Genomic DNA, 25910 nt, shown 5'->3' on the forward strand with positions numbered 1-25910 from the left:
TCGGGGAACGGCTCGCCGATGAGATCGCCTACCCATCGCAGCCAACCGGGTATCTCGATGCCCACGGATCAGGCGCCCAGGATGTTGAGGCGGGCCCAAAAACGTTTCACGGCAATGGTTCCGGTCGGTCCCGGGCGGCGCTTAGCCGGCCGTGCCGCCGTCCTGAGCGACGATGTTGTCGGCAGCGTCGGTGAGTGTCGGCGCCACGCTCTGTATCGCCTTGCGTAGATCGCCCGCATTGCCGATCACCTTCGAACGATCCGGGTCGAATTCGCCGGCGAAACTCGAGCCGATCTTGTCATGCGACCACGGCGAATCACCGGACAGCTCGCTGTTCAAGCTGTCGATCAACGAGCCGAGGGAGGCTCCGAGTTCATCGAACTGGGAGATGCCCGCGCGGGCCGTCCCGTCGTCATACTCGAACCGTTCTGCCATGGTGCCTCTCCTTCATCGCCCGACCGTGAGTTGCTGTCGCGATCAGTCCTTATCGCGGATGCTCGGCCGCCAATCCTGCGAGTCGATGTCCGCGTGACCGGTCCCCGCGCCGGGGTTGGGTTCGGCGGCCGCATGCCTTTCCCGTGAACCGGGCGCCGACAGCGGCACCCGCGGTTGCAGCGCCTTGAACTCGTCGATCTCGTTGATCGGCTGCACCCCGAACTGAGCCACCTGTTGCCACAACCCGGTCTGAAACTCGTCGGTCTTCGCCCGCATCTTGGCAGCGGCCGCCTGCGCGGCCTGCACGACTGCGACACCCGCCTCGGCGCCGGTTGCGTCGGGGAACAGGCGCTCGTCGAACTCGACCTGCACGACGACGCCCTGGGCATTCACCCAGACGTGCGCCAGGTCGTCCTTCGACCACGCGTCCGCGGTCTCGATCGCCATCCGCTGCGCGGATTGGGCCGCCGAACCGGTGAACTCCTGCAGATGCGAAAGCAACTGCTCGACATCGAGCCCTTCGGAATTCACGCCGCCGAACAGGTCACCGAGACCGCTCACTGCTTCCCCCAAAACGATCTGAGCTGTGCCGATAGTTTACGGTGCCGCCGGCGGACAAACATGCGCGAGTTTTCCCCGCCCGGGTTCAGTTGCGCGATCCGCGGGGCCGCCCGCGACGGCGCGGCCGAACGTGGTAGCCGCCGCGTTCGGCCAGAGCGCGCAGTCGGCGCAGTGCAAAATCACGTGCCCGCCCGGACTCGGGGATCACCACTCCCGCCCACAGACCCTCGACGCCGGTGACCTGGTAGGCCTCGCTGGCGCACAGCCAGCGGCGCGGGCACGCAAGACAGAGCGCCTTGGCATCCTCGTCGGGCTCGGTGGTAGTCCATCGCTCGGGCTCGCTGGTGCACGCCGGAACGTACTCGTTCAGCGGTGTGGACAACGGAATTGCCGCAGCAGTCATCGCTTTCCTCCCAGTTCGGGCGCGCACGCGCCGTCGATGCGACGACATAACCACAAATCTAGCATCTATGCAACATCTAAACCGTAGCAGCTACAACTTTAAGTCCGATTTAGCGGTGTTAGACATGTGTACTACAACTGAATCGTGGCACTTGTCTCGTTCGGATTATTACCGGGCAACGCCGACTTGCGCGGAAAAACCGCAGATAAGGCGGTAAAAATATGTCCAGGGTGCGATGTCGGCTGCGGAGCCGTAGCGGGAAAGATGTAGCATCTACAAACGTAGTGCCGACGGAAGGCTTTTGCGACGTGCCTGAGACTTCTGGGTTCGAGCCGGGGGAGAAGCGCAGTGACGTCTGACCAGGCGGTGTACAAATGGCCACCTGCTCTGGTGGTGCGACTCGGCGACGAGGTCCACACCCTGGACCCGCGGGCGGGTATCGCCATCATCGGCCGGGACAATTCCGCCACCGTTCGTCTCGCCGACGACCGGATATCGCGCTGGCATGTTCGTCTGGAACCGCACCGCGAAGGCTGGCAGGCCATCGACACCAGCACCAATGGCATGTATCTGGACGGCGTGCGACGTAGTTCGGTGCTGGTCTCCGGCGCGACGACCCTGCACCTGGCCAACCCGGAGGGTTTCCCTGTCACGCTGACACCCGAGGCGGACGATGTCACCGGCGTAATCGACCTTCCCGAGTCCGACGAGGACGAGTGGTGGGATGCCGACCTCGACCCGGGTGTCGCGCGCGCGGGGCAGGCGGTGGCCGCGCGCCGCAGCGAACTCGAGATCACCCAGCGCGGGCTGGCCAAGGACAAGATCATCAACGCCGGCACATTGATCGCCTTCGAGAAGGGACGTAGCTGGCCGCGGCGCGGCACGCTGGCCAAGCTCGAGAAGGCGTTGCAGTGGTCGCCAGGCACCATCGCCCGCATCCGGAGCGGATCTGCGGTGATACCGATCTCGGGGCCGGCGACCGCGCCGGCCGAGATGCCGGGCGTCACCGACGAGGCGACCGAGTCGCTCACCGACACGGTTCGAGCGCCGCTGATGGCCGAAGCGGTCGAACTGGCGATGCACTCCATCAGCGCCGCCACCCAAGAGCTTCCCGAACCGTCGGAACCCGCGTTCACCCCGAAGGTCACCAAGATCCTGGCTGACTTGCGCAAGCTCGAGAACGTCGCGGCCAGCGCGGCCCGCAACGCCAAAGGCACCCCCTCGGTGGTGTTGGCGTTGAGCACGGTGCGCCGCACCTACAACGATGTGATGGCCAAGGCCGCGCAATCTCCGAATGCGACTCTGGGGCAACGGCTTTACGAAGCTCGCCACCGCGCCGCCCTCAGCCTCGACGAGGCCGCGGCCGCCGCGGGTCTGCACGCTGACGCACTGGCTGACGCCGAGGCCGAACGGCCCATCCCTGACGACGTGGCAGCCGCGATCACCACGCTGATCGGGCAGCTCTCGGTCAGTTAGACGCGCGGTACTGCGACTCGCTCGCAACGTGCTGCTGTTCGGCGGTCGCCGCCGAATGCGCCACGTTCGGCAGGCCGGCCGCCGGCGGTGCCGCATGTTGGGTGGACGCCTGCCCGGGCTGCGCGTGGCCGACGAATTCGTCGTAACTCGCCTGTTGCGGTGCCACGGCCCGCCTGGGTTCCGGGGCGGAGACCTGTTGCGCCTGTTGGGCGTGTGCGGTCCCGCTCTCGTATCCGGCCTCGGGTTGTTCCTGGTCTGCGTACTCGCCGTAATACTCGGCCGCGGCCTGTGCGTACTGCTCGGCGTATGCCGCGTACCAGGCTTGCTGCTCATCGGACGCGCTCGGCTGAGTCAGCAGTGCGCCGATGGCCGCACCGGCCTGTAAACCGTTGAGCACCAGCACAACCCACATGGCCCAGCCGGGCTGAACGCCCTCGGGAAGGACCAGCACGCGGGACAGGGCATCGAGGAATCCGATCGTCGCCAGCGCGGTGACGATCTTGCCGGACTGACCAGAAGGTGACGTCTGCCGGGGTAGAAGTCCGAAACCGGCGAGCAGCCCGGCCAGGACGGCGAAGCGCACATCCCAGTCGATCCCGAAGCCGTTGAGCATCGGCCCGAAACTCACCAGATAGGAACACCCGCCCAGGAGCAGGACGGCCCAGGTCAAGTGGCGGTGTGAAACCTTGGTGCCGGTCTCGGGTTCCGGGGTCCACTGCGAATAGCCGCCGGCATGGTCGGCCGGGTGATAGCTCTGGCTGCCGGGGTAGGCCATGATCGCTCCTCTGAGTCAGTCTTCGGCGGCGAACGACGCTTTGAGGTATCGCATCTCTTCGTCGGTGGCGACCATAGTCACGACCGACGAGCCGGTGCGCGTGCTCACCTTGACGGTATCGGTGTCTATGCTCAGCGATTCCAGCGCGACGTCCGCGTTGGCCGTCACCGGCGAATTGGGCGGGACCACCACGATCGCGGTCACACCCACCCGAACGGACTGCTCGGCCACTCCGTCGAACATCTCGACCGAGTAGTTGCGATCGGCGCCGGCCTGCATGGACCCGCGGTTGAAGTCCGACACCCACAGCAGATCGTGGTCGTCCACCTCGTCGACCATGGTGCGCCACTTCGTCGGACGCCGGCTGTGCACCAGCACGTGCGCCCCCAGCGCCAGCGAACGCAACACCACCTGCTGGGCCAGATGCAAGGTGCCGGCGATCTCGACGCGCCGGATCTGCGGGCCGAACAGCGACAGAGCAACCGCGCGGCCGTGATCGTCGGCACCGATCACCTGCCCACAACCGGAGGCGGGTATTCGCAGTTCCTGAAAATCGACTGGATCGCTTGCGTACGACCACTTTTGAACCGCCCGGGGTGGCGGGGGCACCGGCAGGCTGGCGGCCAGGGCGGAGTACTGCTGCCCACGCAAATGGGTCAGTCCACGAAGCTGGATGCGGGCGCGGCCGTGGGTGTCGAATCGGGCCATTCCCCGGATCTGGATCGGCCCACGAAGATCGTCGTGGCGCAACGAGAGCGTCATGGTGGTCGAGTAACTGGGGATGGTCCACAGCAGGCCGAGCCCGGCCGTCGTGAGCATGCGTGGCCTGATCGCGAAGCTGCGCAACCGGAAGCGGCCTTCCCGGCAGGTGCGCCAGGTCTCCTCGACGGTGGTCAGATCCACGCCGTCGGTCAGTTGGTTGGTGGCCTGCCCGATCTCGCCGGCGGTCAACACCCGGGTACGCAGGCCGCCCTCGGTCAACCTGTCGGCCACCCGGCGGGTCGCGGTGCCGGCGGTGCGGATGATCCCGTTGCGGCCGCCGCCGCGCCGGCGCACCGCGGCTGCACACCGTGACGGGTCGAGACGGATGGCGATCCATACGTTGCGCTGGGCGATCGCGGGAAGCGGGCCCAGGACCGCGTCGTACACCGCGGCGACCTGACTGTGGCCCTGCGACCGGGCGCCCTGACTGATCACGTCGATCGAATCCAGCGTGATGTCGAACTGCCGCAGGCAGTCCGCCAGAGCCTGCACCGGGACGGTCTCCCCGGACACCGTCATGCCCGGCTCCATGATCGTCATCGCCTGCGGGTTCTCTTCGATCTGCAGCAGCGACATCAAAGTGCTTCCGTCCCAACGAAAGCCGATCAGGGAACCGTCAGCCATCGGCACGTCGAAGGGTTCGGCCGGTGTGGTTTTCCGGATTCGTCTACGTCGCTGCCACCAGAACCCGGTCCGTGACGCGACCAACCGCGGCAGCGTCGTGCCACGCAGCCGGACCACCAGGGCCAGAGCGAGCGCCAGTCCGGCGATGCTGCCGTGCCAGCCCGGGAAACCGAGAAGCTGCGCCGCCACCGTCCCGGCGGCCACGATCAGTTGCAGAACCAGCAGGTCGGGGAGGGGCAGCAGACGCGCGGCGCCGATGTCGGTCGTCGACCGCAATTCGTTCTGTTCCGAGGGCGCGCCCTTTCCGGGCGTCGCCGCTGGGTGGGCGGGACGACGCGGCACAGAGCGATCCTATCCACAGCGGTGGGTGAAAATTCGCGCGGATTTGGCCGCTGACGTTGTTATACGCTACCGAGGCTCGGTGCTTGCCCGACGCTGATGGGGGTGGATATGCCCGCGCAAGTGACTACGCGTGCGCAGGTCAATGGGTATCGGTTCTTGATCCGCCGGTTGGAGCACGCGCTGATTCGCGCTGACTCCCGGATGATCCACGACCCGATGCGCGGCCAGATTCGCTCGCTGCTGGTGGGCCTGGTGATTGCCGTCCTGATCACCGGGGCGGCCGGGGTGCTCGCCTTCTTCAAGCCGTCGCCCAACATCGGTGATGCGCAGATTCTGCTCAGTACGTCCAACGGCGGACTGTACGTCCGCATCGGTGACCGCCTGCATCCGGTGCTCAACCTCGCGTCCGCGCGGCTGATCACCGGGAAGCCGGACGCCCCCAAATCGGTCAGCGACAAATGGCTCAACCAGCTGCCGCGCGGTCCCATGGTGGGAATCATCGGCGCGCCCAACAGCATTCACGGTGGGGCGGACATGCGGACGTCGGGGTGGACGGCGTGTGACTCGGTGCAGACCCCGGACGTTGCCAGGAGCACCGGCGTGGCCAGCGTGCAGACCACGGTGATCGCGGGCGATCTGACGCTGAGCGAGGACATCCGCCGCGCCGCGCCCGCGCAGATGCTGTTGGTGAGATCCGGCGACGCCGTCTATCTGATCTTCGACGGCGTGCGCGCGTTGATCGACCCCAACGACGCGGTGGTGCTCAACGCGTTGCACCTGCAGAACGCGGCGACCAGACCGATCTCGGGTGCACTGCTCAACGCTTTTCCCTTGGCACCGCCCATCCGGCCGGTGACCATCGCCGGTGCCGGCAGCCCCATTCCCGGTTTGCCCGCCGGACATCCGGTGGGCTCGATCGTCAAGACCGTCGACTCGCGCGGTGAGCAGCTCTACGTGGTGCTGCCCAACGGACTGCAACCGGTTTCCTCGGCCGCCGCCGACATCATCCGGTACAGCAACCCCACCGAGGCCGCCTCGCAGGGAGCGCGCGAAGTGCCACCGTCGCTGGTGAGCCAGGTTCCCATCGTGCACACGCTGCCTGTCGACCACTACCCGAGCGTGTCGCCGCAGATCGTCAACGCCGAACCGGACCGGGTGGTGTGCATGGCATGGGAAAGGGCGAACTCCGCCGCCCAAGCTACGGTCGGTTTGCTGGTCGGGCATCGGCTGCCCATTCCCGACGGTGCCCAGCCCGTCGGTCTGGCCACCGGGGATGGCAACGGGCCGGGCGTCGACTCGGTGTACGTCAAGCCCGGCACCGGCGAGTACATCCAGGCCACCGGGGCCGAAGCGGACAGCCGGGCCCTGGGGCAACTGTTCTACGTCTCCGACGCCGGGGTGCGCTACCACATCAAGGACTTGCCCACGGCTGCCGCGCTCGGCGTCACCGGCGTGCACGATCCCCGGGTCGACGCCGACGTCCCGCAGCTGGCGCCGTGGCCTGTCGTGTCCCTGTTGCCGGCCGGCCCCGACTTGTCTCAGGAGGCCGCGCTGGTCGCGCATGACGGGATGGGCGCCGACCCACGCGGCTCGAAGGTCGAACCGCCGAAGTCGTGAACGCTCTACAAGCGCAGCTCGCGGAATACCGCGTAGAGCCGCACGATCCAGAAACACAGTGGGAACACCAGGACGATCGCGAGGTATTCCAGGATCTCGACCTGGCGGCGCATCACCGGTGAGAACTCCAGCCGCGGCGCGACGACACCGCAGGCGATGATCAGCACCATCAGCATCCCCAGGGCCAGCGTGGCATAGAACTGCCGGCCGTCGAGGTCGGCCGTCATTTTGACGATGGACAGCAGCGCGATCGTCATGCCGGCGGCGACCAGCGTCGCCGACTGCACCAGATCGTGGTGGCTGCGTCCGCGCAGGCACAGCACGGTGGCCACTGCGGCGACGAAAACTGTTCCCTGCCAATAAAATCCGCTGCTGAAGTCAAGCGCGAGGTAGCAGCCGGCGGTCGCTGTGATCGCGGCGGCGGCCAGAATGCCGGTCAGGTACTGGCTGGCTCGCCGAACCCGTACCGTCATGCCTTCCTCGGTCGGGATCACCTGTTTGCCTACGGCATTGACACCTTCGACGGTGGTGCCGCCCTGGGTCTCGATGTCATCCAGCGGCTCGCCGGCAGTCGGTACCCGCGGAACCGGCAGCTTGGCCAGCAGGATGGTCACGCGGGGCGAGAGGTAGACGACGATCACCGACACCGTCGCCAGTACCGCTCCGATGGCCCGCGGCGCGGGATTCCACAACAGGTCGGCCACGCCCGCCGTTCCACCGATGACCGCCAGCGAGATCACCGCGGTGTGCAACGCGCGACCCCGGCCGGTGATCAGCAACACCAGCAGCGACCCGAGCCCGGTCAAGCCGAAGGCCATCGGCAGCGACTTCGCGCCGAAGCCGTCGGGGACCACGTACAGGGCACCGCCGAACAACAGGGGAGTGGCGACGGCGGCCAGCCACTCCGAGCGCCGGGCGCCGGCAGAACGATAGGCGATGAGGCAGGCGATGATCACCGCGAGGACGCCGATGCCGAGCGCGGTCGCCGGCACGTAGAACTCCGCGGTTCGGCGCGGCAGCAGGAAAGCAACGGTGACAGTGGCGGCCAGGCCGACGCCGAAGCAGGTGATCAGGCGTGCGTCGCGCGAGAGCCAGCCGAGTGCCGCGTGGTGTTTGCGGGTGGCCTCGTCTGCTGGGGCTTCCTGGATGTCGTCGAAGAGCAGCGGGCGGGCGGGCTGATCCATCTCCCGGATCACCAGCAACTCGCCGTCGTAGATGTTGGCTTCGCTCAGCGAGCGGCCCGGGTCGATCGCGTCTTCACCGAGACGGGCGAGGGTCCACTTTCCCTCGGTCGTGTCGAAGATGAGGTCGTCACCGCCGGGGTGCGCCGCGAGCTGCTCGTTGGCGATGTCGATCACTTCGTCGATGAACCCGGCAATGCTGTTGTTGGGCGGTAACCCGACGTCAAGCCGCAGATCGCCCACCACCAGGGTCACCCGGCTGAGCGTGGGCTCGGCCTCGGATTCTGCGTCTAATTCAGACAGCGACGGCGGTAGAGTCATCGCTGTCGGCCTCCTGCGGGTTGTGTCATTTGCTGGTGACATTACCTAGGCGCCGAGGGGCAAATCTGAGCCAATTTTGGAATTACGCGTGATTTGGGGGGATTTCAAGGGATGAGGCGTTGAGTACGCAGGGTTTCGTGCGCCGCCTGCGGGTTTCACCGCCACGGATGCCCGGCGGTGAAGTCAACCTGCAGCCGCCGCCTGAGGTGCCGCGGGTAATACCCGGCAACCTCCTGATGCGGCTGCTGCCCTTTGTGATGATCGTCGCCGTCGTCGGGATGATCGCGCTGATGGTGACCGTCGGGGGCCGGGATCTGATGAAGAACCCGATGTTCCTGATCTTCCCGATGATGATGGTCATGTCCATGGCCGGCATGTTCATCGGCGGTGGTGGCCGCTCCGGTAAGGCCGCGGCTGAACTGAACGAAGAACGCAAGGACTACTTCAGCTACCTGGCCAACCTGCGCGACGACGCCGATATGACCGGAGCGGGCCAGCGCACGGCGCTGGAGTGGAGCCACCCCGATCCGCGGGCGCTGGCCGACGTGGTGGGCACCCGCCGGATGTGGGAGCGGCGCCCCACCGACAACGACTTCTGCCATGTTCGCGTCGGTCTCGGCACCCACCGCCTGGCCACCCGGCTCCTCGCGCCGGAGACCGGGCCGCCCGAGGATCTGGAGCCGGTGTCGACGGTCGCGCTGCGCAGGTTCGTGAAGACGCATTCGGTGGTGCACGCGTTGCCGACGGCGGTCTCGCTGCGCGCGTTCCCGGCGATCACCTTCGAGGGCGACCGCAAGCTGGCACGGCAATTGGTGCGGTCGATGATCTTGGAGCTGTGCGCATTTCACGGCCCGGACCACGTGCAGGTCGCGGTGGTGACGGCCAACCCCGACGGCGAGAACTGGAGCTGGGTCAAGTGGTTGCCGCACGCCCAGCACGCCACCGCCCGCGACGGAATCGGTTCGATGCGATTGCTGTTCCCGGGGCTGGAGCTGTTGGAGCGTTCGCTCGCAACGGATTTGGGGGAGCGGGGCCGGTTCAGCCGCAACGCGGAGCCGACCAAGGGTCTCAAGCACCTCGTGGTGGTGATCGACGACGGATACATCACCGGGTCAGAGCGGTTGGTGACTGACGCCGGCCTGGACAGCGTCACACTGCTGGACCTCAACGGCGCCGACGCCCCGGCCAACCGGCGCGGGTTGCAACTCACGGTCGAAGGGGATGACGTCGGCGCGCGCACCGCGGTCGGTGTCGAACGATTCGCCACCCCGGACACGATCACCGTCGCCGAAGCCGAGGCGACGGCTCGCCGGATCGGTCGTTACCGGCTGGCCAGTGCCGCGCACATCGTCAACCTGGAGGCCGATGCACGCGCCACCGACCCGGGCCTGATGGCCCTGCTCAAGATTCCCGATGCCGCCGAGATCGTTCCCGAGCAGGTCTGGCGAAAACGCTCCCCACGCGAACGTTTACGCGTGCCGATCGGATACACACCCAACGGCCAGCCGTTGGAACTGGATATCAAGGAGTCCGCGGAATCCGGCATGGGTCCGCACGGGCTGTGCATCGGCGCCACCGGTTCGGGCAAGTCGGAGTTCCTGCGCACGCTGGTGTTGTCGATGGTCACCTCGCACTCGCCCGAGGTGCTCAACATGGTGCTGGTCGACTTCAAAGGTGGCGCAACGTTTCTCGGGTTGGAAGGGGTGCCGCACATCGCGGCGATCATCACCAACCTCGAGGACGAGCTGATCCTGGTCGACCGTATGCGCGACGCACTGGCCGGTGAGCTGAACCGCCGTCAGGAGTTGCTGCGGTCGGCCGGCAACTTTCCCAACGTCAACGAATACGAGCGCGCCCGGGCCAACGGCGCCGAGCTCGATCCGCTGCCGGCGCTGTTCGTGATCGTCGACGAGTTCTCCGAACTGCTCTCGCAGAAGCCGGATTTCGCCGAGCTTTTCGTGATGATCGGCCGACTGGGCCGGTCCCTGCACGTGCACCTGCTGCTGGCATCGCAGCGCCTCGAGGAAGGCAAGCTGCGCGGGCTGGATTCCCACCTGTCCTACCGGATCGGGCTCAAGACCTTCTCGGCCGGGGAGTCGCGCAGCGTCCTCGGCGTGCCGGACGCCTACCACCTGCCCAGCGTCCCCGGGTCGGCGTTCCTGAAATGCGATGCCTCCGAACCGGTTCGGTTCAACACCTGCTACGTCTCCGGTGAATACGTCCGGCCACGCCGGGCGCAGTCCGGCCGCGGCAGGCAATTGGGCGCGCTGGCGCCCAAGCTGTTCACCGCGACGCCGGTCAAGAAGGACCCGGTGCAGACGGTTCCGGTGGTCGAGACTGATGCCCCCAGCATCTCGTCGTCCCCGGTGCGGACGACTCTGCTCGACGTCGTGGTGTCGCGGCTGCGGGGGCACGGCCGCCCGGCCCACGAGGTGTGGCTGCCGCCGCTGGACGAAAGCCCCGCGGTGAATCAGCTACTGCCCGATGCGAACTGGTCCGCCCCCGAGAACCTCGACGGACGGCTGTGGCTACCGATGGGGGTGGTGGACCGGCCCTACGATCAGCGTCGCGACGTGTTGATGGTCGACCTGTCCGGCGCCCAGGGCAACGTGGCGGTGGTCGGTGGGCCGCAGTCGGGTAAGTCGACGGCGTTGCGCACCTTGATCATGTCGGCCGCGGCCACCCACACGCCCGAGCAGGTGCAGTTCTTCTGCCTGGATTTCGGTGGCGGCACGCTGACCAGCCTGGTCAACCTGCCGCACGTGGGCGGGGTCGCCGGCCGGATGGACGCCGACGGGATCCGGCGAACCGTGGCCGAAGTGGCCGGGGTGTTGCGTGCCCGCGAGGTGCGGTTCCGCGATCTGGGCATCGAGTCGATGCGCGACTTCCGCCAGCGCAAAGCGCACCTGGCGACGCTGCCACCCGAGGTGGCGGCACGGGATCCGTTGAGCAAGGACAAGTTCGGTGACCTGTTCCTGGTGATCGACGGCTGGGCATCGATCCGCAGCGACTTCGAGATGCTGGAGCCGACCCTCAACTCGCTTGCTGTCCAGGGTCTTTCGTACGGCATCCACCTGGTGATCTCGGCGACGCGCTGGATGGAGATGCGTGCTGCCGTCAAGGACATGCTCGGCACCCGCATCGAGCTGAAGCTGGGTGATGCGCTCGACAGCGACGTGGGCCGCAGGTTCAACGAGCTGATCCCGGTCGGCCGGCCGGGCCGGGGGATGAGTCACGAACGGCTGCACATCCTCGTCGCGCTGCCACGCCTGGACTCCAGTTCGGGGGTCGAGGATCTGCCCGACGGAGTGTCGGCCGCGGTCAAGGCAATGCGGACGCACTACGGCAAACGGCAGGCGCCACGCGTGCGGATGCTGCCGCACAAGGTGGACCGTGCGGCGGTGGTCCGGGTGGCGGGATCGGCCCGAATGCTCGGCAAGGCCCGCTTCGCCATCGGCATCAACGAGGCCGAATTGATGCCCGTTGTACTCGATTTCGACGCGCAACCACATCTGGTCGTGTTCGGGGAAGCGGAATGCGGCAAGACCGGTCTGCTGCGCAACATCGCCACCGGCGTGATGGAGAACGCGAGCCCGGAGCAGTGCAAGATCGTGCTCGTCGACTACCGCCGCTCGATGCTCGGCGTTGTCGCGAACGACTATCTGGGCGGCTACGCCACCGCGTCCCAGTCCTGCACGGAACTGATGGGCGCCCTCGCCGAGACATTGCGGGAGCGGATCCCGCCCAGCGACATCACCCAGCAGCAACTCAAGGAGCGATCGTGGTGGTCGGGTCCGGACATCTTCGTGATGATCGACGACTACGACCTCGTGGCAACGGGATCCATCAGCAGCCCGTTGAGCCCGCTGGTCGAATTCCTGCCGCAGGCGCGTGACATCGGCCTGCGCATCGTGGTCGCCCGGCGGATCGGCGGAGCCGGACGCGCGATGATGGACCCTTTCGTCGGCCGGCTCAAGGATCTGTCCTGTAACGCTCTGGTGATGAGCGGAACCAAGGACGAAGGAGCGCTGTTCGGCTACAAAGCCAGCGAAATGCCGCCCGGTCGCGGAATGCTGATCTCTCGCACCGCCAAGAGTGGAGTGATCCAGCTGTCCAGAATCGCCGACCTGTGACCGGCGTCAGCGAACTGAGACGGGTCCGGGTGGTCTCGGCCGCACCCGATCACATCCGGGTGTCGGTTTTCGGAGGCCGGACGCAGCTGGATATCGCACTGCCACTTGATGTTCCGGTGTCCGGTTTCGTCCCCGAAGTGGCGCGCCTGATCAGTTCCCGCGACGCAGAAGAGGACTCGAAGGATGAGCGCCGGACGTTCTGGGTGCTCAGCCGTTTCCACAGCGGTGCCGAGCTGCGACCCGAGCAGACGCTGCGTGATGCCGGGGTGGTCAACGGGGAGCTGCTGCGGCTTACGCCGCGACAGGCGCTGACGCCGCCCACCCTCTACGACGATGTGGTGGACGCGGTCGGCCGCCTGAATAAATCCGCCTATGCCGCTTGGGATTCGGTGTCGGCGCGCTGGATGGCGTTCGCCGGGGTGCATCTCGCTTCGCTTGCGATGGTCTATTGTCTGATCGCTCCGTCCGGCACGGTGAACCGGTACCTGATCGTCGGGGTGGCCGGCGCGGTGCTGTTGGCGCTGGTCGGCGGGGCCACGATGGCGCACCGCTCGTACGGATTGCCCGATGTGGCCGCGGCGCTGGGGTGGGCGGCGATCCCGATAACGGCCGGGATCGCCTTCGCGGTGCTGGGCCAGTACGGCTACTCAGGGCTGGCCGCTGCCTGCGGGTCGGTGTCGGTGCTGTGCGCGGTGTACGACCGGGTGATCGGGACGGGGCGCTGGGCGTATCTGGCCGCAGCATTGACGTTCGGGTTGGTCGGTGTCGTGCTGGTGGCTCGCGCCCTGCACGCTCGTGCCGACATCGTCACCGTGACCGGAGCGGTGGTGGCGACGCTCGGATGTCTGTTGGTGCGGCGGTTGACGTCGCGGCTGGGGCGATTCGAGACCCCGACCGTCACCGTCGAAACCAAGCGCGAGGAATGGGATTTCGAGAACCCGTTCGAACCGTCGGCCGCGACCGACAACGGTGATTCGGGCACGGCGATGCCGACCGCGGAAGCCGTGTGGAACAGGGCGAAGTCCGCTTCGATCACGCGAGCGGGGCTGCTGACCGGATTGGCCGCGACCGCGGCGGTTTGCGTGACGTTGCTGCTGCGCACCGTCGTCGACTGGCCGGCGTTCGTGTTCGCGTTGGCGGTCGCCGCCGTGCTGGCGTTGCGCAGCCGGACGTTGCACAGCTGGTTCGAACGCGCGGCGGTGGCTACACCGGCCGTGGTGATTCTGGTGAGCACCTGCGTGACGGCACAGAACGGATCAGCGCCCATGCCGCTCGCGGCGCTCGGCGTGCTGCTCGCCGTCGCGGTGGGTGCCGCGTGCGCCGGCCTGACGACGCCGGGCAACGGCGCGCCGCATCGAATGGACACGCTCCTTTCCTATGCGGAGTACCTGGCGGCCGGATCGTTGATCCCGTTGGCGCTCTGGGTGGTGGGCGTCTACCAGCGCCTGGGAATCTGATGAACCGGTTCGTTGCGGTCCTGGGCGCGGTGTTGCTGGCGGTGCTGGCCGATCCCGCGCCGGCATCGGCTATTCAGCCGCCGGTCGTCGAACCCGGACCGCCGCCCAACGGCCCGGTGGGTCCCCCCGAGCCGACCGACCTCAAAGCGATCTGCGGAGTCCCGACCGGGGTGCTGCCGCAAACCGACTTCACCCTGCAGACCAGCGCCGAGGCCATGCTGAACTACACCGCCGCCTGGCGATTCTCCCGCGGCGCCGGCCAGAAGGTCGCGGTGATCGACACCGGGGTGAACCGCCACCCGCGGTTGCCGCTGTTGGAGGGCGGCGGCGACTACGTGTCCAATTCCGACGGCCTGCAGGACTGCGACGCCCACGGAACCTTGGTGGCAGGGCTCATCGCCGGTGCGCCCAGCCCGGCCGACGGCTTCGCGGGGGTCGCGCCCGAGGCGACTATTCTCTCGATCCGTCAGAACAGCACCGTCTACGGCGTCAAAGAGGGCGGCTCCGGCCAGGCCAACGACCCCAACGCCAACTCGCCGGGCTACGGCAACACCGTCACGCTCGCGTACGCCATCACGCGGGCGGTCAATCTGGGCGCCACCGTCATCAACCTTTCCGAGGTGGCCTGCAGCCCGGTCGGTGGTGGCTTGGACGACGCGCAACTCGGGCGCGCTGTGCGCTACGCCTACGAGCGCAACGTGGTGGTGGTGGCCGCAGCGGGCAACTTCAACAACCAGGGACTGTGCAAGGCCCAGAATGCGATGCCCGACCCGAACATGCCGCTGAAGAGCGGATGGGATTCGGTGCGCACCATCGCCAGCCCGGCCTGGTTCAGCGACTACGTGCTGACCGTCGGGGCGCTGACAACGTCTGGGGAGCCCGCCGATTTCAGCCTGCACGGTCCCTGGGTAGGCGTGGCGGCGCCGGGCGAACGGATCATCTCGCTGGACTCCGGCGGTCCCGGACTGATCAATGCCGTGATGAGCCAGCAAGGATTGGCGCCGATCAACGGCACCAGCTTCGCGGCGCCGTTCGTGTCCGGTGTGGTGGCTCTGATCCGATCCCGCTTTCCCGAACTGAACGCCGGTCAGGTGATCGATCTGGTCAAGCGCACCGCCCACACCCCGGGTGCCGGCCCCAACGAGGCCACCGGGTACGGCGTCGTCGACCCGATCGCCGCGTTGACCTATCGCCTTCCGGCGCCGAACGAGGCGCCCAACCCCGAGGCCGCGAAGCCTATCGCCGGCAGACCGCACGTCGACCCGGGTAGCCAGCGGGCGCGCATCATCGTGCTCTCGGTGACGGCGGGTGCGGTAGCGCTGGCCGCGGTGGCGTGGGCTTTCTCGGTGGCCAGAAGACGGCGAGAATCGGGGCAGCCGAAGTTGCGGCGCTAATCGAACCGGAAATTATGCGATTTGCGCTACGTAGAATTGAATACGGCGAATAACTCGTGCTAGTGGCGGAAAGGGGGGACGACATTGCCGAAGCAAACGCCCGAGTCGAAGCAAACGCCCGAGTCGAAGCAAACGCAGAAGTCGAATCAAACGCCTGACGACGACCGCGGGTCATTGGCGCGCCCTCCCTGGTTGCCCGGAGAGAAGAAGCGCCGCCGTGTCCAGATCGGCCGGGGGAAACGGCACGACGAGGCCGACGAACGTCGCGACCGACCGGCCAAACCGGACGAGAAAGCCGAGCAGACCGGGCCGTCGCGCACTGTCGCCGAGGACGTGCCGTCGCCACCCAAGCGGGACCGCGTCCCGGTGTCGCGACACACGCCCGACGTCGAGACCGAGACCCAGGCGGCCGCGACGGACGAGACGGCGGAGTCCCGGCCCAGGCGGGTAGCGGTGCCGTACGACCGCATCAGGCGCTTGCAGCAACTGGAGCCCGAGCCGGCGCCGCTGGTCGCTGAGCTTCCGCCTGAGCCTGAGCCTGAGCCGCCGGTCGCTGAGCTTCGGGCGCAGCCTGAGCCGCCACCACCCGACCGACCGGCGGATGACATCGTCGACGCCGCGCCTGTCGTGGATCCGGAGCCGTCGTCTCCTGCGGACGAGCCGGTCGCACCGGAGCCCGAGAAAACTCCGGAATCGGTCGAGTGGGTGTCCGAGGCGCTGACGCGGTTGGAATGGCAATACGATTCGTTGCTCGCCGAATCGTTGGTGAGGCCTGACGCACCTTCCGAGTCGGCGCATGAATCCGAATTTGATGCGGCTGAGGAGATTTCGGCTGAGCTGGACCCCGAGCCGGTGAACGAGACACCGAGTGAACTTGCTTCAGCGGACTCGGCTCTCGAGCCTGAGGTGAGCGGCGGGTTGCCAGAGCCCTATTCAGATGTCGAGTACCCGCTCGAACCTGTTGCAACTGAGGATTTTTCGGTGGAATCCGAGCCGGACACCCAGCGTTGGGAGGAGCCGGAGCTTCCTGAGGCGGTGGCGGAGCCTGTGCCGGTGGAGCCTGAGCCCGCGTCGGTTGAGGCGGAAGCGCAGTGGGAGCCAGAGCTGGCTGAGGCGCTGCCGGAACCCGATCCGGTGGTTGAGGTTTCGACGGAGCAGGATTGGATTTTCGAGGTGGAGCCGGATCCGGAGCCTGTGCCGGGGGAGTCGGAGTTCGCGCCGGTGGAGCCTGAGCCAGTGCCGGTCGCTGCCGAACCGCAGTGGAAGCCAGCGCCGCTGCCGGAACCCGAGCCTGTCGAAACCGTCGGCGATGATACGGAAACGTCGCCGCAGGAGTTTGAATCCGGTGAACTCGACGACATCGAGTTGAGAGCCGCGGCCTTGCTTGAGCAGATGGCCGCCAAGAGGGCGCAGGCCGCGGCCGCCCCGCAGGAACCGGAGGTTGACCTCATCGCCGACAACGCACGGGACGCAGAAGTTTCGCATCGATTGCCCGCTGAATCAACGGACGAATTCGAGCGGCTGGCAAGTGAGGAGCACGCCGACGAGGCAGTGCCGACACAATGGCTGCCGACAGATCTGGTGAGTGAAGTCCAGCAGCCTGCGGCTGAGCCGGAGCCCGACGATGCCCGGTTCGAGGCCGCCCCCACCGAGTCTGTCGCGCCCGCCGATTCTGTCGCGCCCGCCGAATCTGTCGCGCCCACAGAATCTTTCGAGGCTCCCACCGAATCTCTCGAGGCTGAACCGCCGACGCAGGACGTCGAGCAAGCCGCGCCCGCTGCCGAGGAACGAACCAAAGGGCCCCGCCGGCCGGCACAGCCGCCATGGCAGACGCCGAGCTCCGCCATGGCGGCGGAGATCGAAGAGGTGGTGATGGACGCTCCTGTCGCGCAACACGAGCCGCCGCCGGTGCCCGAGCCGCCAACCCAACAGGGGCCGTTAATACCCGGCCCGCAACCGTCCACGCCGCCGGCTCAGACCAGAAGACGACCCCGCGCGGGCGGCCGGCCGCCCTGGCCGCCACCGCCACCACCTGGACCGTTCCCGCCGCCGCCTTGGTGGCCGGGTCCGCCGCCCGGCCGGCGTGTCCCGCCCTCACCAAGGCCGGCGGCGTCCACAGCACCGCCGCGGGCCGCGCAGCCGGCACCGCCGGGCGCCCCGCATCCCACACCACCGCCGGGCCGCCCCCAGCCACCCGTCGGAGGCCCGCCGGGTTACCAGCCCTTCCGGATGCCGCCATCGATCGACGAGGCGGAGATCACCCACCCGGATCGCTTTGCGCCGCCATCGGGCTGGCGCCGTGCGGTGCACAAAGCCACGGGCGGCCATGTCAATCCCGGAGCGTCGCGGAAGGAACGTCAGCAGGATCATCTGCTCGCCGAGATCCGCCAGCCGATCGTCGGTGACTTCCGCATCGCCGTGCTCTCGATCAAGGGCGGCGTTGGAAAGACCACCACCACTTTCGGATTGGGCTCAGCACTGGCCACGGTGCGGCACGACCGGGTGATCGCGGTCGACGCGAATCCCGATCGTGGCACGCTGGGGGAGCGGGTCGGTGACCTGTCGACGAAATCAACGGTCCGTGACCTGTTGTCGGATCCGAATATCAACCGCTACGCCGACGTGCGCAATCACACCTTGATGGCGACCAGTCGGCTGGAAGTGCTTGCAAGCGAACAGGATCCAGCGGTTTCCGAGGTCTTCGGCGGGGACGACTACCGGCGCACGGTCGATATCTTGCGGCACTACTACAACATCATCCTGACCGACTGCGGCACTGGCATCATGCATTCGGCGATGTCGGCCGTGTTAGACCTGGCCCACACCATCGTCCTGGTCAGTTCACCGGCTATCGACGCGGCGCGCAGCGCCTCGGCCACCTTGGATTGGCTGATGCAACACGGGCACTCGGGTCTGGTTCGGGAAGCCCATGTCGTGCTGAGTGCCTCGCGTCCGGGCTCGGCGGCGCTCAAACTGGACAAGGTCTACGAACATTTCCAATCCCGTTGCCGCTCTATTCATCTCATTCCCTTCGACCCACACCTCGCAGAAGGTGCCGACGTCGATTTCGGTCGGTTGAACCCTGCGACGAGGCAGGCCTATCTCGAATTGGCAGGCTCGGTGGCGGAAAACTTCGGGCGGTTGCGGGCGCCCCGGGAGCAGCCTTGAGGCGGGATCGGTGCTTCCCCGCACGCCCCAGGTAGGGCGTGTCGGTTCATGGTGACGTCTGCGGAAGAAACTACCCGAGCGAAGCGGTCCTGGCGCCTACGCAGGTTGCTGACAAGCTTTGGCGTGGGCGCCGTATGGGCGGCGGTCACCGTCGCGGTCGTGGCCCCGGTGTTCGGCGTGTCGAGCGAGAGCCCGTCGCGGCCGGCTGACCTGGCCGGTGTTGCCGGATTCGTCGCGATATGGGTATTCGTACTGCTTTTGCTCTCTGCTGCGACGCGTCGCTCGGGCAGGTCCGCACTGGCCAAGTTTCTTGGATTGGCCGCCTTGGGTGCGGCCGCGTGGGGTCTCTGGGGTATCAGGACATGTTTTGCATCCCGTGCAGTTCTGCCGTTGGTGCCTGTCTCAACAGGAGCCTGCGTTATGGCGGCGGCTACGATGATAGCGGCCGCAACAGCCGCGGTTTTAAGCCTGATTCTTTCAGCGTTCCGACGGCATGCCGAGGCGCGAACAGCGTTGTGTACGTTCGTGGTCGTGCTCATCGCTGTTTCGGCGTTGATCCATCATGTGGTGCAGGATTATCGTGCGCGCCTCTGGCAGCCCGGACTCACGGCGGCCGCCGCTCCGGTCGCCTCGTTGCCCGATCGTATAGGCACGGCGCGATATCGGCTTCCGCCTCTGGGCGAGCATCCGCCACCCAAAGTTCTTGCCGCGGGTAACGGCTTCATCGTCCGCGCGGGTGACGAGGTCACTGCGTACGACGGCCCGACCGGGGCCCTGCGCTGGCGCGCAAAGGATTTCGGTGAATACCGACTTTCGGCCGTGGAAGTAGTCCGGCGTGATCTCCACGACGCCACCGGGATTGTGGCGTTGTTCTTCGACGGCGCGGTTGTCGCGCTCGACGGCAGTTCCGGTGCGGTGGTATGGCGTCGTCAGTACGGCGGTCGCATGATTGCGTCGAGCGCATCAGTCGATGCCCTAGGCATGACCGTCAATGACAACAAGCCTGCCCCCGATAACCGCACGCTGGTCTACTCCCTGGAACCTGCAAACGGCGAAGTCCGATGGCGCAAGGCTTCTTCGTGTAGCGACCCGACCGGTGCCGGGGCAACTCCCGGGCAGCTGGTCTTCTTCTGCGACGGGACTCCCGCGGTTATCGACGCACACAACGGAAACACCGTCAACATTCCTGCGCAGAAGTTCGACGACTTCGCAGCGGGCGTTGACGTCTACGTGGCATGGAACTACGCGGGCCGAGCTCAAGGGCCGAATGCCGCCGACACAATTTTCGTCATCGATCCGAATGGGCGAATTATCGATCAAATCCCCGGTGTCTACGCCATGTCCAAACCCGCAGGTGGCCGTCTCCTCTTGTACGACGGCCGGGACGGTTGGACGCTGCGCGACTACTACAAAGAAAAATCCACAACCGTGCCGGTGCACGTCGTTGAGCATTCGAGACGGCTGTCTCAGTTGCCGACGGCATGGCTCAACCACCGGCTGGTTCTCTCCGTTCCATACGAATTACAGCCGGTGCTGGTCATTGACCCGGATTCGCTGACTATCGAATCTGTAACGATCGAAAAGATTTGTCCGCTTCAGGCGACCATTCGAAGTCTGCAGGTCGTGGCCGGCGCTGTCGTCGCCGAGTGCGGCGAGAATGATCTCATCGGTCTGGTGCCAGAGGCCATCTAACTTCGGCGCAAGTCGCCGTCGGGTTCCCGCACGCACAGAACCGACAAGCCCGGACTCACCGAATCCAGTGAGCCCGGGCCACGGTCAGATCGCCGGAACGATCAGCAGCTGATGTTGGCGGCCTGGCTGTTGTCGAGGTCCTGAACCTGCTGGTTCTGGTCGACGGCACGCGCCCGAGTGGTGTGCAGATCGTTGATGATCTCGTCCATCTCGTTGGAGAACTGGGTGCGCAGGGCGTGGATCTGTTCGGGCGCGTGGCCGGTGTAGGCACCCGAGGTGAGCGCGTTGAACAGTTGGTCGACTTCGCTGCGCATCTGCTCGGCGTCGGAGGTGATGCTGCCGATCAGGTCCAGCGATTCATAGTTCGCGGCGAAGTTGTACTTGATGCTGTGCGTCATGATTTTCTCCTGAATTCCTAGCCGTCGAGGTTCTGGTGGGCCTGGATGTACTGCATCGAGCTTTCCGCGAGGTTTTTCGTGCGCATCTGAATCTGAGTCAGGTGCTCGAGGTGCTCGGTCATGCGGCCATGAAACTGTTGGGCCTGGTTGCCGGCCCAGTTCGGGCCGACCATGAGATTGACTTCATCTTCCATCTTGCGCAGCAGTCGGTCGGTCTCGACGAGGTGCTCGTGGATCGACTTGACTTGTGGTGGTGCGTCTTCGGTGACTTCAAATTGTCCCGGAACTGCCATGATTTCTCCTTTTATCGTGTGCCCTCGTCAACGGACACGATTGGTCTGGTCTCGTCGGAATACCGTGCTACACCAATGACGCCTCCCATTGGTCCGTCGATATCTCGACAAGCTGGCGGATCGCCTGGCCGATCGCGTGATCGGAACCCGGCTTCAACGTGGTCCATAGTTGGCCGCTCGGTGAGGCGCTCGGTGCGGCCACGATGCGGCCCTTCCGGGTGTAGAACACCCCCACCGCCGCGGGACGACGGGTGAACCGGTCCTGTTCGGGGCACAGTGCGAAGTACACGATCTCGGCGAACGCCATCCGTGACGAAAGTGCCGCTCCCAGAACCATTGCCGCGCGGGGCTCGGCGCCCAGCGCGCGCACCCGGTCGGCCAGCGCCCGTGCGTCGTGAGTGCCGGTGAGGTTGCAGGTGACGATTTCCGTCGGTGCTCCGACCGGTGTTATCTGAGCGGCTTCCGCCCGCGGCAGCGCACCGATCAGCGCGTGCGTGGCCCAGGAGAGACTCGCGGCGTCGTCTGCGGCCTGCAGGCTGATGTTGTTGCCCACCCGTCGCGCAACCACACCCGAAGCGCCGCAACGAATTACACACACCCGGGCGATGCCGTCCGGGGTGACCAGCCGCATCGCGAGCTCGCGCTCCGGCCGGCGCAGCGCCCGCAACAGCGGCGCCAGATCGGGATCGATCGCACCGTCGGCGATCAGTCCGCGTGCGATGAGGCTGCGGTTGGCCGCGTCGAAAGCCGCCTCAAGGGTGTCCACGCGTTCATACCGCGGCCGCACGTCCAGCACGGTGGGAAACCCCTGAACACCGGCCCGCTCACCAACGACCTGCAGTTCGTCGTCGGTCAGCGTGAACCCGGACGTCACGGCGGCGGTCACAGGGCCACCTCCTGCTCAGCGCCGATCACCGGCGGGGAGACCCACCGATCGGACACCTGCTGCAGAGTCCGCTCGGGTTCGTCGGCAAAGCCTTCCGGCTGCTGCGGATCGGGCGCGGCGAGGTCGTCGAAGATCGCGGTGTTGGGACCCCAACTGACGTGCGAAACCTCGAAGGGTGCGTCACTCTGCTGCGCGGCCGGCAACCAGGACTGGCCGCCGTCGGACAGGCCGGCTCCGGCTTCGCCCGCCCCTTCCAGCGTGCCCGCCTCGCGGAACGACTCGTAGGACTGGCCGCTGCCGTCGCGCCGGTTCCCAGCCATCGGCGCATAACCTCCGCCGCGGCCCATCCCGGAGCCACTGGAACCGTCAGATTTGAAGCTGGTCTTCTTCAGTTCCTTGGCCTCGGCGCTGGCCGCGACCGGGGTAGCCAGCATGGGTGACAGCTGGCGCGCCGCGCCACCGCCACCGCCACCGCGCGATCCGCCGCCGGACTTGCCGTCCTTCTCGCCCTTGAGCGCAGCGGAATTGGTGACCTGCGGCGGAACCGGCTGTTCCCAGGGTTCGGCGAGTTCGGAGACGGCGTCCTCGTAACGGTGCATCACCGCGGCGGCGTCGGCCTGCTGGGCGGAGGCGGCCTCCTCGAACTCGGCGAAGCTGCCCTGCACGATGGCGCCGTTGTAGGCCGACAACGACGCCATCATGTCCTGGGCCGCTTTGGCTTCGATGGCCTCGGACACGCTGGGCATCGACAGGATGGCCACGGTGTTCGCGACGGCGGCCTCCTCGGCCCGGCGGCCGTTGGCGGCGGCGCTCAGGCTGGCCGCCTGGAGCCACTTGCCGAACGCCTCCAATTTGCGGACGGCAGCTTCGGAGGCGTTGCTCTCCCACGACCCCCGGACGCTTTCGACCAGCCGGTCGTAATCTGCTGAGATCTTGGCGAACTCGTTGGCCACCCGGATCCACGCGGCGCCGGCCTCACCGACCGAGGAGGGTCCCGGACCCTCGGTCAGGTCGCGCGCCAGCTGCTCGGTGCTGCGCGATTCCCAGACCACATTCGTGAATCCCATTGCCGTTACCCCCCTTTCGGTGTCTTGCAGATGTGCCGGTGCGGTTGGTCAGTCAGATTCAGTCCGCGAGGTCGGTCTCGGAGATGCGTCCCGCGTGGGTGCGCATGGTCGCCGAGACCTCGCGAATCTCGGTGGCGCCCTGGTCGGATGCCTTGGTGAACGACCCGTGCACCTCGTTGAGGGTGTGGGCGACGCGCTGGGACACCTCGTCCTGACCGGAGGCGATGGTGGTCAGGTTGGGCCGCTCGGTGTCCAGCACGTGCTGCATCCGGTTGGCGAGTTCGTCGAGTTGCCGGGTCACCTCGGTGACCTCGTCGGGCCGGATCGAGAGGCGGTTGTAATCGGTCATGTCAATGCTCCTAGATTCGAAGTTTGATGTCGGGGCTGTCGTCGGGATCGATTGTGGTGTCACCGATTACGGCCGGACTGGCGTGGCCGAGGTCGCCCACGATCTCGCCGCCCTGATCCGTCGTGTGCAGGAAGGACGCGGCGGTGTGGTTGCCGCCCGCACCGGCCTTGCCGCCATGAGCGCCGGCCGCGCCGCCCATCATTCCCGCGCCGCCCATGCCCATTCCGGCGGCACCGCCGCCGACCGAGGCTCGCGCGGCGCCGATGGATCGTGCCGCGGCGGCACCGCTGTTCTCGTTCTGCACCAGCGGCGAGGAGGCGGGGCTGCGGGCCGGTGTGGTCGCACCAACCCCACCGCCGCCGCCACCGTGCCCGCCGCCGCTGGGGTGGGTCGCGCTGACCATCCGGCCGGTGTGGCCCAGAGCGGAGGCAGGCGACGCGGCTCCCTGCCCGGCCTGCCCCAAACTCGATATCAACCCGGTGCCGGCCTGCATGCCCGCCTGCAGGGCCTGGGTGCCGGCCTGGACGCCCATCGTCAGTGGCATCATGCCCATCTGCATCGCCGGGCCGATCATGCTCATGCCCACCGACATCATCGGGCCGAGCATTCCCATGGCCATCTGGGGCCCCTGCGCGATGGCCACCGGAGCACCCGTGGCGGTGGTGGTGGCGGCCTGGCTGGTCAACGTGCTCTCCAGCTCGGTGATGCACTCGGTGGCCAGCGCGCTGGCCCGGGATGCTGACTCGACCATGTTCGCCGCGGTCCACGGCAGCCCCGCGGCCAGACCTTCAAGTTCGTGCTGGCACTGCTGCAGGATCTCCAGCAAGCGCGCCTGGCCCTGGGCGACATTGGCGGCCGCGGCGCTGTACTCGCCGCCAAGTGCGGTGCCCTGGGCGGCCACGGCGGCGCCATTCGCCAGGGTCTCGCCGGTCTTGGCGGCGGCGGCACCGGCCCCGGCGCCGGACCAGCCCTGACCGCCCATGCCGCCCATCATCTGGCTCATGGCCTGCTGCACACCGCCCGCAGCTTGCTGAAAGGCCTGCGTGATCCCGCCGAACATCTGCGTCGGATTGAGGCCCTGGAACAAGCCCGGTCCCAGGGTGCCCAGCATGTCGGTGACCGGCTTGAGCAGCCCACTGGTGAAGTTGCTGCCCATCCCACCGGGACCGGCGGCACCGGCGAGTTCGGCCGGGATGTCTTCGCCGGGTATGCCCGGGCCGCCGGCGGGCAGCTGCCCCAGGTTGAACTGGTTCAGGATGTCCTGAACGGGCCGGTTCAGCCACGCCTGCAGGTCGTTCTCCATCTGGTTGACGACCGGGGCGTGATCGAAATCGGGAATCGGCCCGGGTTGCGGCGCCGGGTCGGTGGTGGCCACGACCGGCGACCTAGACGTCGGTGGCGTCGATCGCGGCGTGGGTCGCGCCGACGATGTGGGTTGCCGCGCCCAGCGCCCCGTGCTTGGCGGCGGTCATCATCCCGCTGGCGACATTGTTCGCCGTGGATTCGAACATCGCCGGGATCATGTTCGCCGCGGCGATCGGGCCGAGCGCCATCGAAAACGAGCTCAGTTGTGCCGGTGTGACCGCGCTGAAGGCGGTGGTGATGGCGGTGCCCGCGGCTTCCTGCGCGTCGGTGAGCGCCTCCATGAACTCGGGCTGCAATTCAAATGTCATAGTCGGCTTCGTCCCCCAGATTCCCGTTGAGCTGCCGCTGCGCTGGTCTCTCAACCTTAAGCGCCGTCACCACCAATAAATTGCACGAAATTTAAGCAGACTTTCGGAATGACCGCAGTTCACGTGTGTGCAATAACGCGGGAGCAGTGCTCGACATATGTTCAATAAGATGTAGGAAGTCGGCTATCTCGGTTCGATAACGGTGCCATCCGAGCGGGTCAGCGGGGCCTTTTGTAGCTCGTCCATGCGGGTCATGAACTCCTTGAGCAGGAAGTTGTACCGCTCGGCGGCCACCTTGGCCGCGGCCTGAGCGGTCTCCACGATCAGGGCGGCCAACGCGTCGGGGTCCAGGCGGCTCGCCGGGGGGCCCAGCCACAGTCCGGTGAGACTGCCGAGCCCGTCCACTTCGGCGCTCACCGCCCGGTCGCGGCTGGTCACCCGCGCTGTGATGGTCTTGGATTGCTCGGTCATCGCCTGCATCAGGTCGCGTTGTTTGATGGCCCGCGCGATCACGGACTGCGCCAGGCTGGTCATACCGACCTCATCCAGGTGGCGGGGAGCTCGCCATCGTCGTCATCGCCGAACAGGTCTGCTTCGGCTCGGGCGAGGTCTTCCTCGGTGGGCAGGCCGATTTCGCGGAGCGTCGAGGCGGTGTAACCGTTGCCCGACAATTCCCGGCGGAAGGCGACCTGGGCGCGCAGGGCCGACAGCTTGCAGAGCGCGAGGATTTCATTGGCGAGTTCCTGAGGGGGCCGGGCGAGTTCGGAGCGGTCGAGCTTGAGTGCGGTAGGCAGTCCGCGCTCCGTCGTGACGACTGCGATGGTCCCGGTGCGGGACCGCACCGGCGGCCGCTGTTGCGGCTGTTGCTGTTGTGGCATGTGGCCTCGTTTTGGCTGGCATGAT

Annotated in this window: 22 protein-coding genes; 7 read left to right on the forward strand and 15 right to left on the reverse strand. The window is 66.9% G+C overall.

The window, feature by feature from the left end; translation table 11 throughout:
• Window positions 1-141: 141 nt before the first annotated feature.
• From ACNQS7_RS28910 to ACNQS7_RS28920, 3 genes are all read right to left on the reverse strand, one after another.
• Window positions 142-435, reverse strand: a complete 294-nt coding sequence (locus ACNQS7_RS28910; RefSeq protein WP_418015234.1) for a hypothetical protein — start codon at window positions 433-435, stop codon at window positions 142-144.
• Window positions 436-477: 42 nt separating this feature from the next.
• Entirely contained in the window at window positions 478-996 is a 519-nt protein-coding gene (locus ACNQS7_RS28915; RefSeq protein WP_418015235.1) for a YbaB/EbfC family nucleoid-associated protein, read from the reverse strand.
• Between the two features lie 85 nt (window positions 997-1081).
• Window positions 1082-1399, reverse strand: coding sequence for a WhiB family transcriptional regulator (locus ACNQS7_RS28920; RefSeq protein ID WP_055577762.1), 318 nt, complete (start codon window positions 1397-1399; stop codon window positions 1082-1084).
• 348 nt (window positions 1400-1747) lie between these two features.
• Between ACNQS7_RS28920 and ACNQS7_RS28925 the strand changes: the two genes are divergently transcribed.
• A complete protein-coding gene (locus ACNQS7_RS28925) occupies window positions 1748-2875 on the forward strand; it encodes an FHA domain-containing protein (RefSeq protein ID WP_418015236.1) in 1128 nt (375 codons plus the stop codon).
• On the opposite strand, the gene ACNQS7_RS28930 is transcribed toward ACNQS7_RS28925, so the two are convergent.
• The gene (locus tag ACNQS7_RS28930; protein ID WP_418015237.1) at window positions 2868-3650 is read right to left on the reverse strand and encodes a DUF5336 domain-containing protein; all 783 of its coding nucleotides are present in this window, start codon (window positions 3648-3650) and stop codon (window positions 2868-2870) included. The genes ACNQS7_RS28925 and ACNQS7_RS28930 overlap by 8 nt on opposite strands.
• A 15-nt stretch (window positions 3651-3665) precedes the next feature.
• On the reverse strand, window positions 3666-5378 hold the full coding sequence (eccE, locus tag ACNQS7_RS28935) for a type VII secretion protein EccE (RefSeq protein ID WP_418015238.1): 1713 nt from the start codon (window positions 5376-5378) through the stop codon (window positions 3666-3668).
• A gap of 120 nt (window positions 5379-5498) precedes the next feature.
• On the opposite strand from eccE, the gene eccB reads away from it, so the two are divergent.
• Window positions 5499-6995, forward strand: a complete 1497-nt coding sequence (gene eccB / locus ACNQS7_RS28940; protein WP_418015239.1) for a type VII secretion protein EccB — start codon at window positions 5499-5501, stop codon at window positions 6993-6995.
• 5 nt (window positions 6996-7000) lie between these two features.
• On the opposite strand, the gene eccD (ACNQS7_RS28945) is transcribed toward eccB, so the two are convergent.
• A complete protein-coding gene (eccD, locus tag ACNQS7_RS28945) occupies window positions 7001-8497 on the reverse strand; it encodes a type VII secretion integral membrane protein EccD (protein ID WP_418015240.1) in 1497 nt (498 codons plus the stop codon).
• A gap of 119 nt (window positions 8498-8616) precedes the next feature.
• Here eccD (ACNQS7_RS28945) and eccCa point away from each other — a divergent pair, with 119 nt between their 5' ends.
• The 5 genes from eccCa to ACNQS7_RS28970 all read left to right on the forward strand — a co-directional run bounded on the left by eccCa (window position 8617) and on the right by ACNQS7_RS28970 (window position 20341).
• Window positions 8617-12630: a type VII secretion protein EccCa gene (gene eccCa, locus ACNQS7_RS28950; protein WP_418015241.1), complete on the forward strand. Its 4014-nt coding sequence runs from the start codon at window positions 8617-8619 to the stop codon at window positions 12628-12630.
• On the forward strand, window positions 12627-14087 hold the full coding sequence (gene eccD, locus ACNQS7_RS28955; protein ID WP_418015242.1) for a type VII secretion integral membrane protein EccD: 1461 nt from the start codon (window positions 12627-12629) through the stop codon (window positions 14085-14087). Before eccCa ends, eccD (ACNQS7_RS28955) begins: the two co-directional genes overlap by 4 nt.
• Complete coding sequence (gene mycP, locus ACNQS7_RS28960) at window positions 14087-15481, forward strand: type VII secretion-associated serine protease mycosin (protein ID WP_418015243.1); 1395 nt, start codon at window positions 14087-14089, stop codon at window positions 15479-15481. Before eccD (ACNQS7_RS28955) ends, mycP begins: the two co-directional genes overlap by 1 nt.
• A 192-nt stretch (window positions 15482-15673) precedes the next feature.
• Window positions 15674-18649: an AAA family ATPase gene (locus ACNQS7_RS28965; protein WP_418015244.1), complete on the forward strand. Its 2976-nt coding sequence runs from the start codon at window positions 15674-15676 to the stop codon at window positions 18647-18649.
• Between the two features lie 123 nt (window positions 18650-18772).
• Window positions 18773-20341 (forward strand): PQQ-binding-like beta-propeller repeat protein, encoded by a 1569-nt coding sequence (locus tag ACNQS7_RS28970; RefSeq protein ID WP_418015245.1) that lies wholly within the window; start codon window positions 18773-18775, stop codon window positions 20339-20341.
• A gap of 101 nt (window positions 20342-20442) precedes the next feature.
• Here ACNQS7_RS28970 and ACNQS7_RS28975 read toward each other — a convergent pair whose 3' ends face one another.
• The 9 genes from ACNQS7_RS28975 to ACNQS7_RS29015 all read right to left on the reverse strand — a co-directional run bounded on the left by ACNQS7_RS28975 (window position 20443) and on the right by ACNQS7_RS29015 (window position 25885).
• Window positions 20443-20739: a hypothetical protein gene (locus tag ACNQS7_RS28975; RefSeq protein ID WP_418015246.1), complete on the reverse strand. Its 297-nt coding sequence runs from the start codon at window positions 20737-20739 to the stop codon at window positions 20443-20445.
• Window positions 20740-20756: 17 nt separating this feature from the next.
• On the reverse strand, window positions 20757-21032 hold the full coding sequence (locus ACNQS7_RS28980; protein WP_418015247.1) for a hypothetical protein: 276 nt from the start codon (window positions 21030-21032) through the stop codon (window positions 20757-20759).
• A gap of 67 nt (window positions 21033-21099) precedes the next feature.
• Window positions 21100-21918, reverse strand: coding sequence for an ESX secretion-associated protein EspG (locus tag ACNQS7_RS28985; RefSeq protein ID WP_418015248.1), 819 nt, complete (start codon window positions 21916-21918; stop codon window positions 21100-21102).
• Window positions 21915-22985: a PPE domain-containing protein gene (locus tag ACNQS7_RS28990; RefSeq protein WP_418015249.1), complete on the reverse strand. Its 1071-nt coding sequence runs from the start codon at window positions 22983-22985 to the stop codon at window positions 21915-21917. The genes ACNQS7_RS28985 and ACNQS7_RS28990 overlap by 4 nt, the downstream gene beginning before the upstream one ends.
• Before the next feature lie 58 nt (window positions 22986-23043).
• Window positions 23044-23334, reverse strand: coding sequence for a PE family protein (locus ACNQS7_RS28995; RefSeq protein WP_418015250.1), 291 nt, complete (start codon window positions 23332-23334; stop codon window positions 23044-23046).
• Window positions 23335-23344: 10 nt separating this feature from the next.
• Window positions 23345-24709 carry a hypothetical protein gene (locus ACNQS7_RS29000; protein WP_418015251.1) on the reverse strand — a complete coding sequence of 455 codons (1365 nt, stop codon included), beginning with the start codon at window positions 24707-24709 and terminating at the stop codon, window positions 23345-23347.
• Window positions 24710-24719: 10 nt separating this feature from the next.
• Window positions 24720-25007: a hypothetical protein gene (locus ACNQS7_RS29005; protein WP_055577778.1), complete on the reverse strand. Its 288-nt coding sequence runs from the start codon at window positions 25005-25007 to the stop codon at window positions 24720-24722.
• Window positions 25008-25190: 183 nt separating this feature from the next.
• Window positions 25191-25541 (reverse strand): YbaB/EbfC family nucleoid-associated protein, encoded by a 351-nt coding sequence (locus ACNQS7_RS29010; RefSeq protein ID WP_055577779.1) that lies wholly within the window; start codon window positions 25539-25541, stop codon window positions 25191-25193.
• Window positions 25538-25885 (reverse strand): hypothetical protein, encoded by a 348-nt coding sequence (locus ACNQS7_RS29015; protein WP_418015252.1) that lies wholly within the window; start codon window positions 25883-25885, stop codon window positions 25538-25540. The genes ACNQS7_RS29010 and ACNQS7_RS29015 overlap by 4 nt, the downstream gene beginning before the upstream one ends.
• Window positions 25886-25910 lie beyond the last annotated feature (25 nt).

The sequence above is a fragment of the Mycobacterium sp. 23 genome, assembly GCF_048287075.1.
Classification (GTDB): Bacteria; Actinomycetota; Actinomycetes; order Mycobacteriales; family Mycobacteriaceae; genus Mycobacterium; species Mycobacterium gordonae_B.

What these genes read in the sequence shown, in the direction of transcription:
- ACNQS7_RS28980 (WP_418015247.1), bottom strand. Translation starts at nt 21,032, where the DNA reads ATGGCAGTTCCGGGACAATTTGAAGTCACCGAAGACGCACCACCACAA.
- ACNQS7_RS28920 (WP_055577762.1), bottom strand. Translation starts at nt 1,399, where the DNA reads ATGACTGCTGCGGCAATTCCGTTGTCCACACCGCTGAACGAGTACGTT.
- ACNQS7_RS28990 (WP_418015249.1), bottom strand. Translation starts at nt 22,985, where the DNA reads ATGGGATTCACGAATGTGGTCTGGGAATCGCGCAGCACCGAGCAGCTG.
- ACNQS7_RS29015 (WP_418015252.1), bottom strand. Translation starts at nt 25,885, where the DNA reads ATGCCACAACAGCAACAGCCGCAACAGCGGCCGCCGGTGCGGTCCCGC.
- ACNQS7_RS28995 (WP_418015250.1), bottom strand. Translation starts at nt 23,334, where the DNA reads ATGACCGATTACAACCGCCTCTCGATCCGGCCCGACGAGGTCACCGAG.
- ACNQS7_RS29005 (WP_055577778.1), bottom strand. Translation starts at nt 25,007, where the DNA reads ATGACATTTGAATTGCAGCCCGAGTTCATGGAGGCGCTCACCGACGCG.
- ACNQS7_RS28930 (WP_418015237.1), bottom strand. Translation starts at nt 3,650, where the DNA reads ATGGCCTACCCCGGCAGCCAGAGCTATCACCCGGCCGACCATGCCGGC.
- ACNQS7_RS29010 (WP_055577779.1), bottom strand. Translation starts at nt 25,541, where the DNA reads ATGACCAGCCTGGCGCAGTCCGTGATCGCGCGGGCCATCAAACAACGC.
- mycP (WP_418015243.1), top strand. Translation starts at nt 14,087, where the DNA reads ATGAACCGGTTCGTTGCGGTCCTGGGCGCGGTGTTGCTGGCGGTGCTG.
- eccD (WP_418015240.1), bottom strand. Translation starts at nt 8,497, where the DNA reads ATGACTCTACCGCCGTCGCTGTCTGAATTAGACGCAGAATCCGAGGCC.
- ACNQS7_RS28910 (WP_418015234.1), bottom strand. Translation starts at nt 435, where the DNA reads ATGGCAGAACGGTTCGAGTATGACGACGGGACGGCCCGCGCGGGCATC.
- ACNQS7_RS28975 (WP_418015246.1), bottom strand. Translation starts at nt 20,739, where the DNA reads ATGACGCACAGCATCAAGTACAACTTCGCCGCGAACTATGAATCGCTG.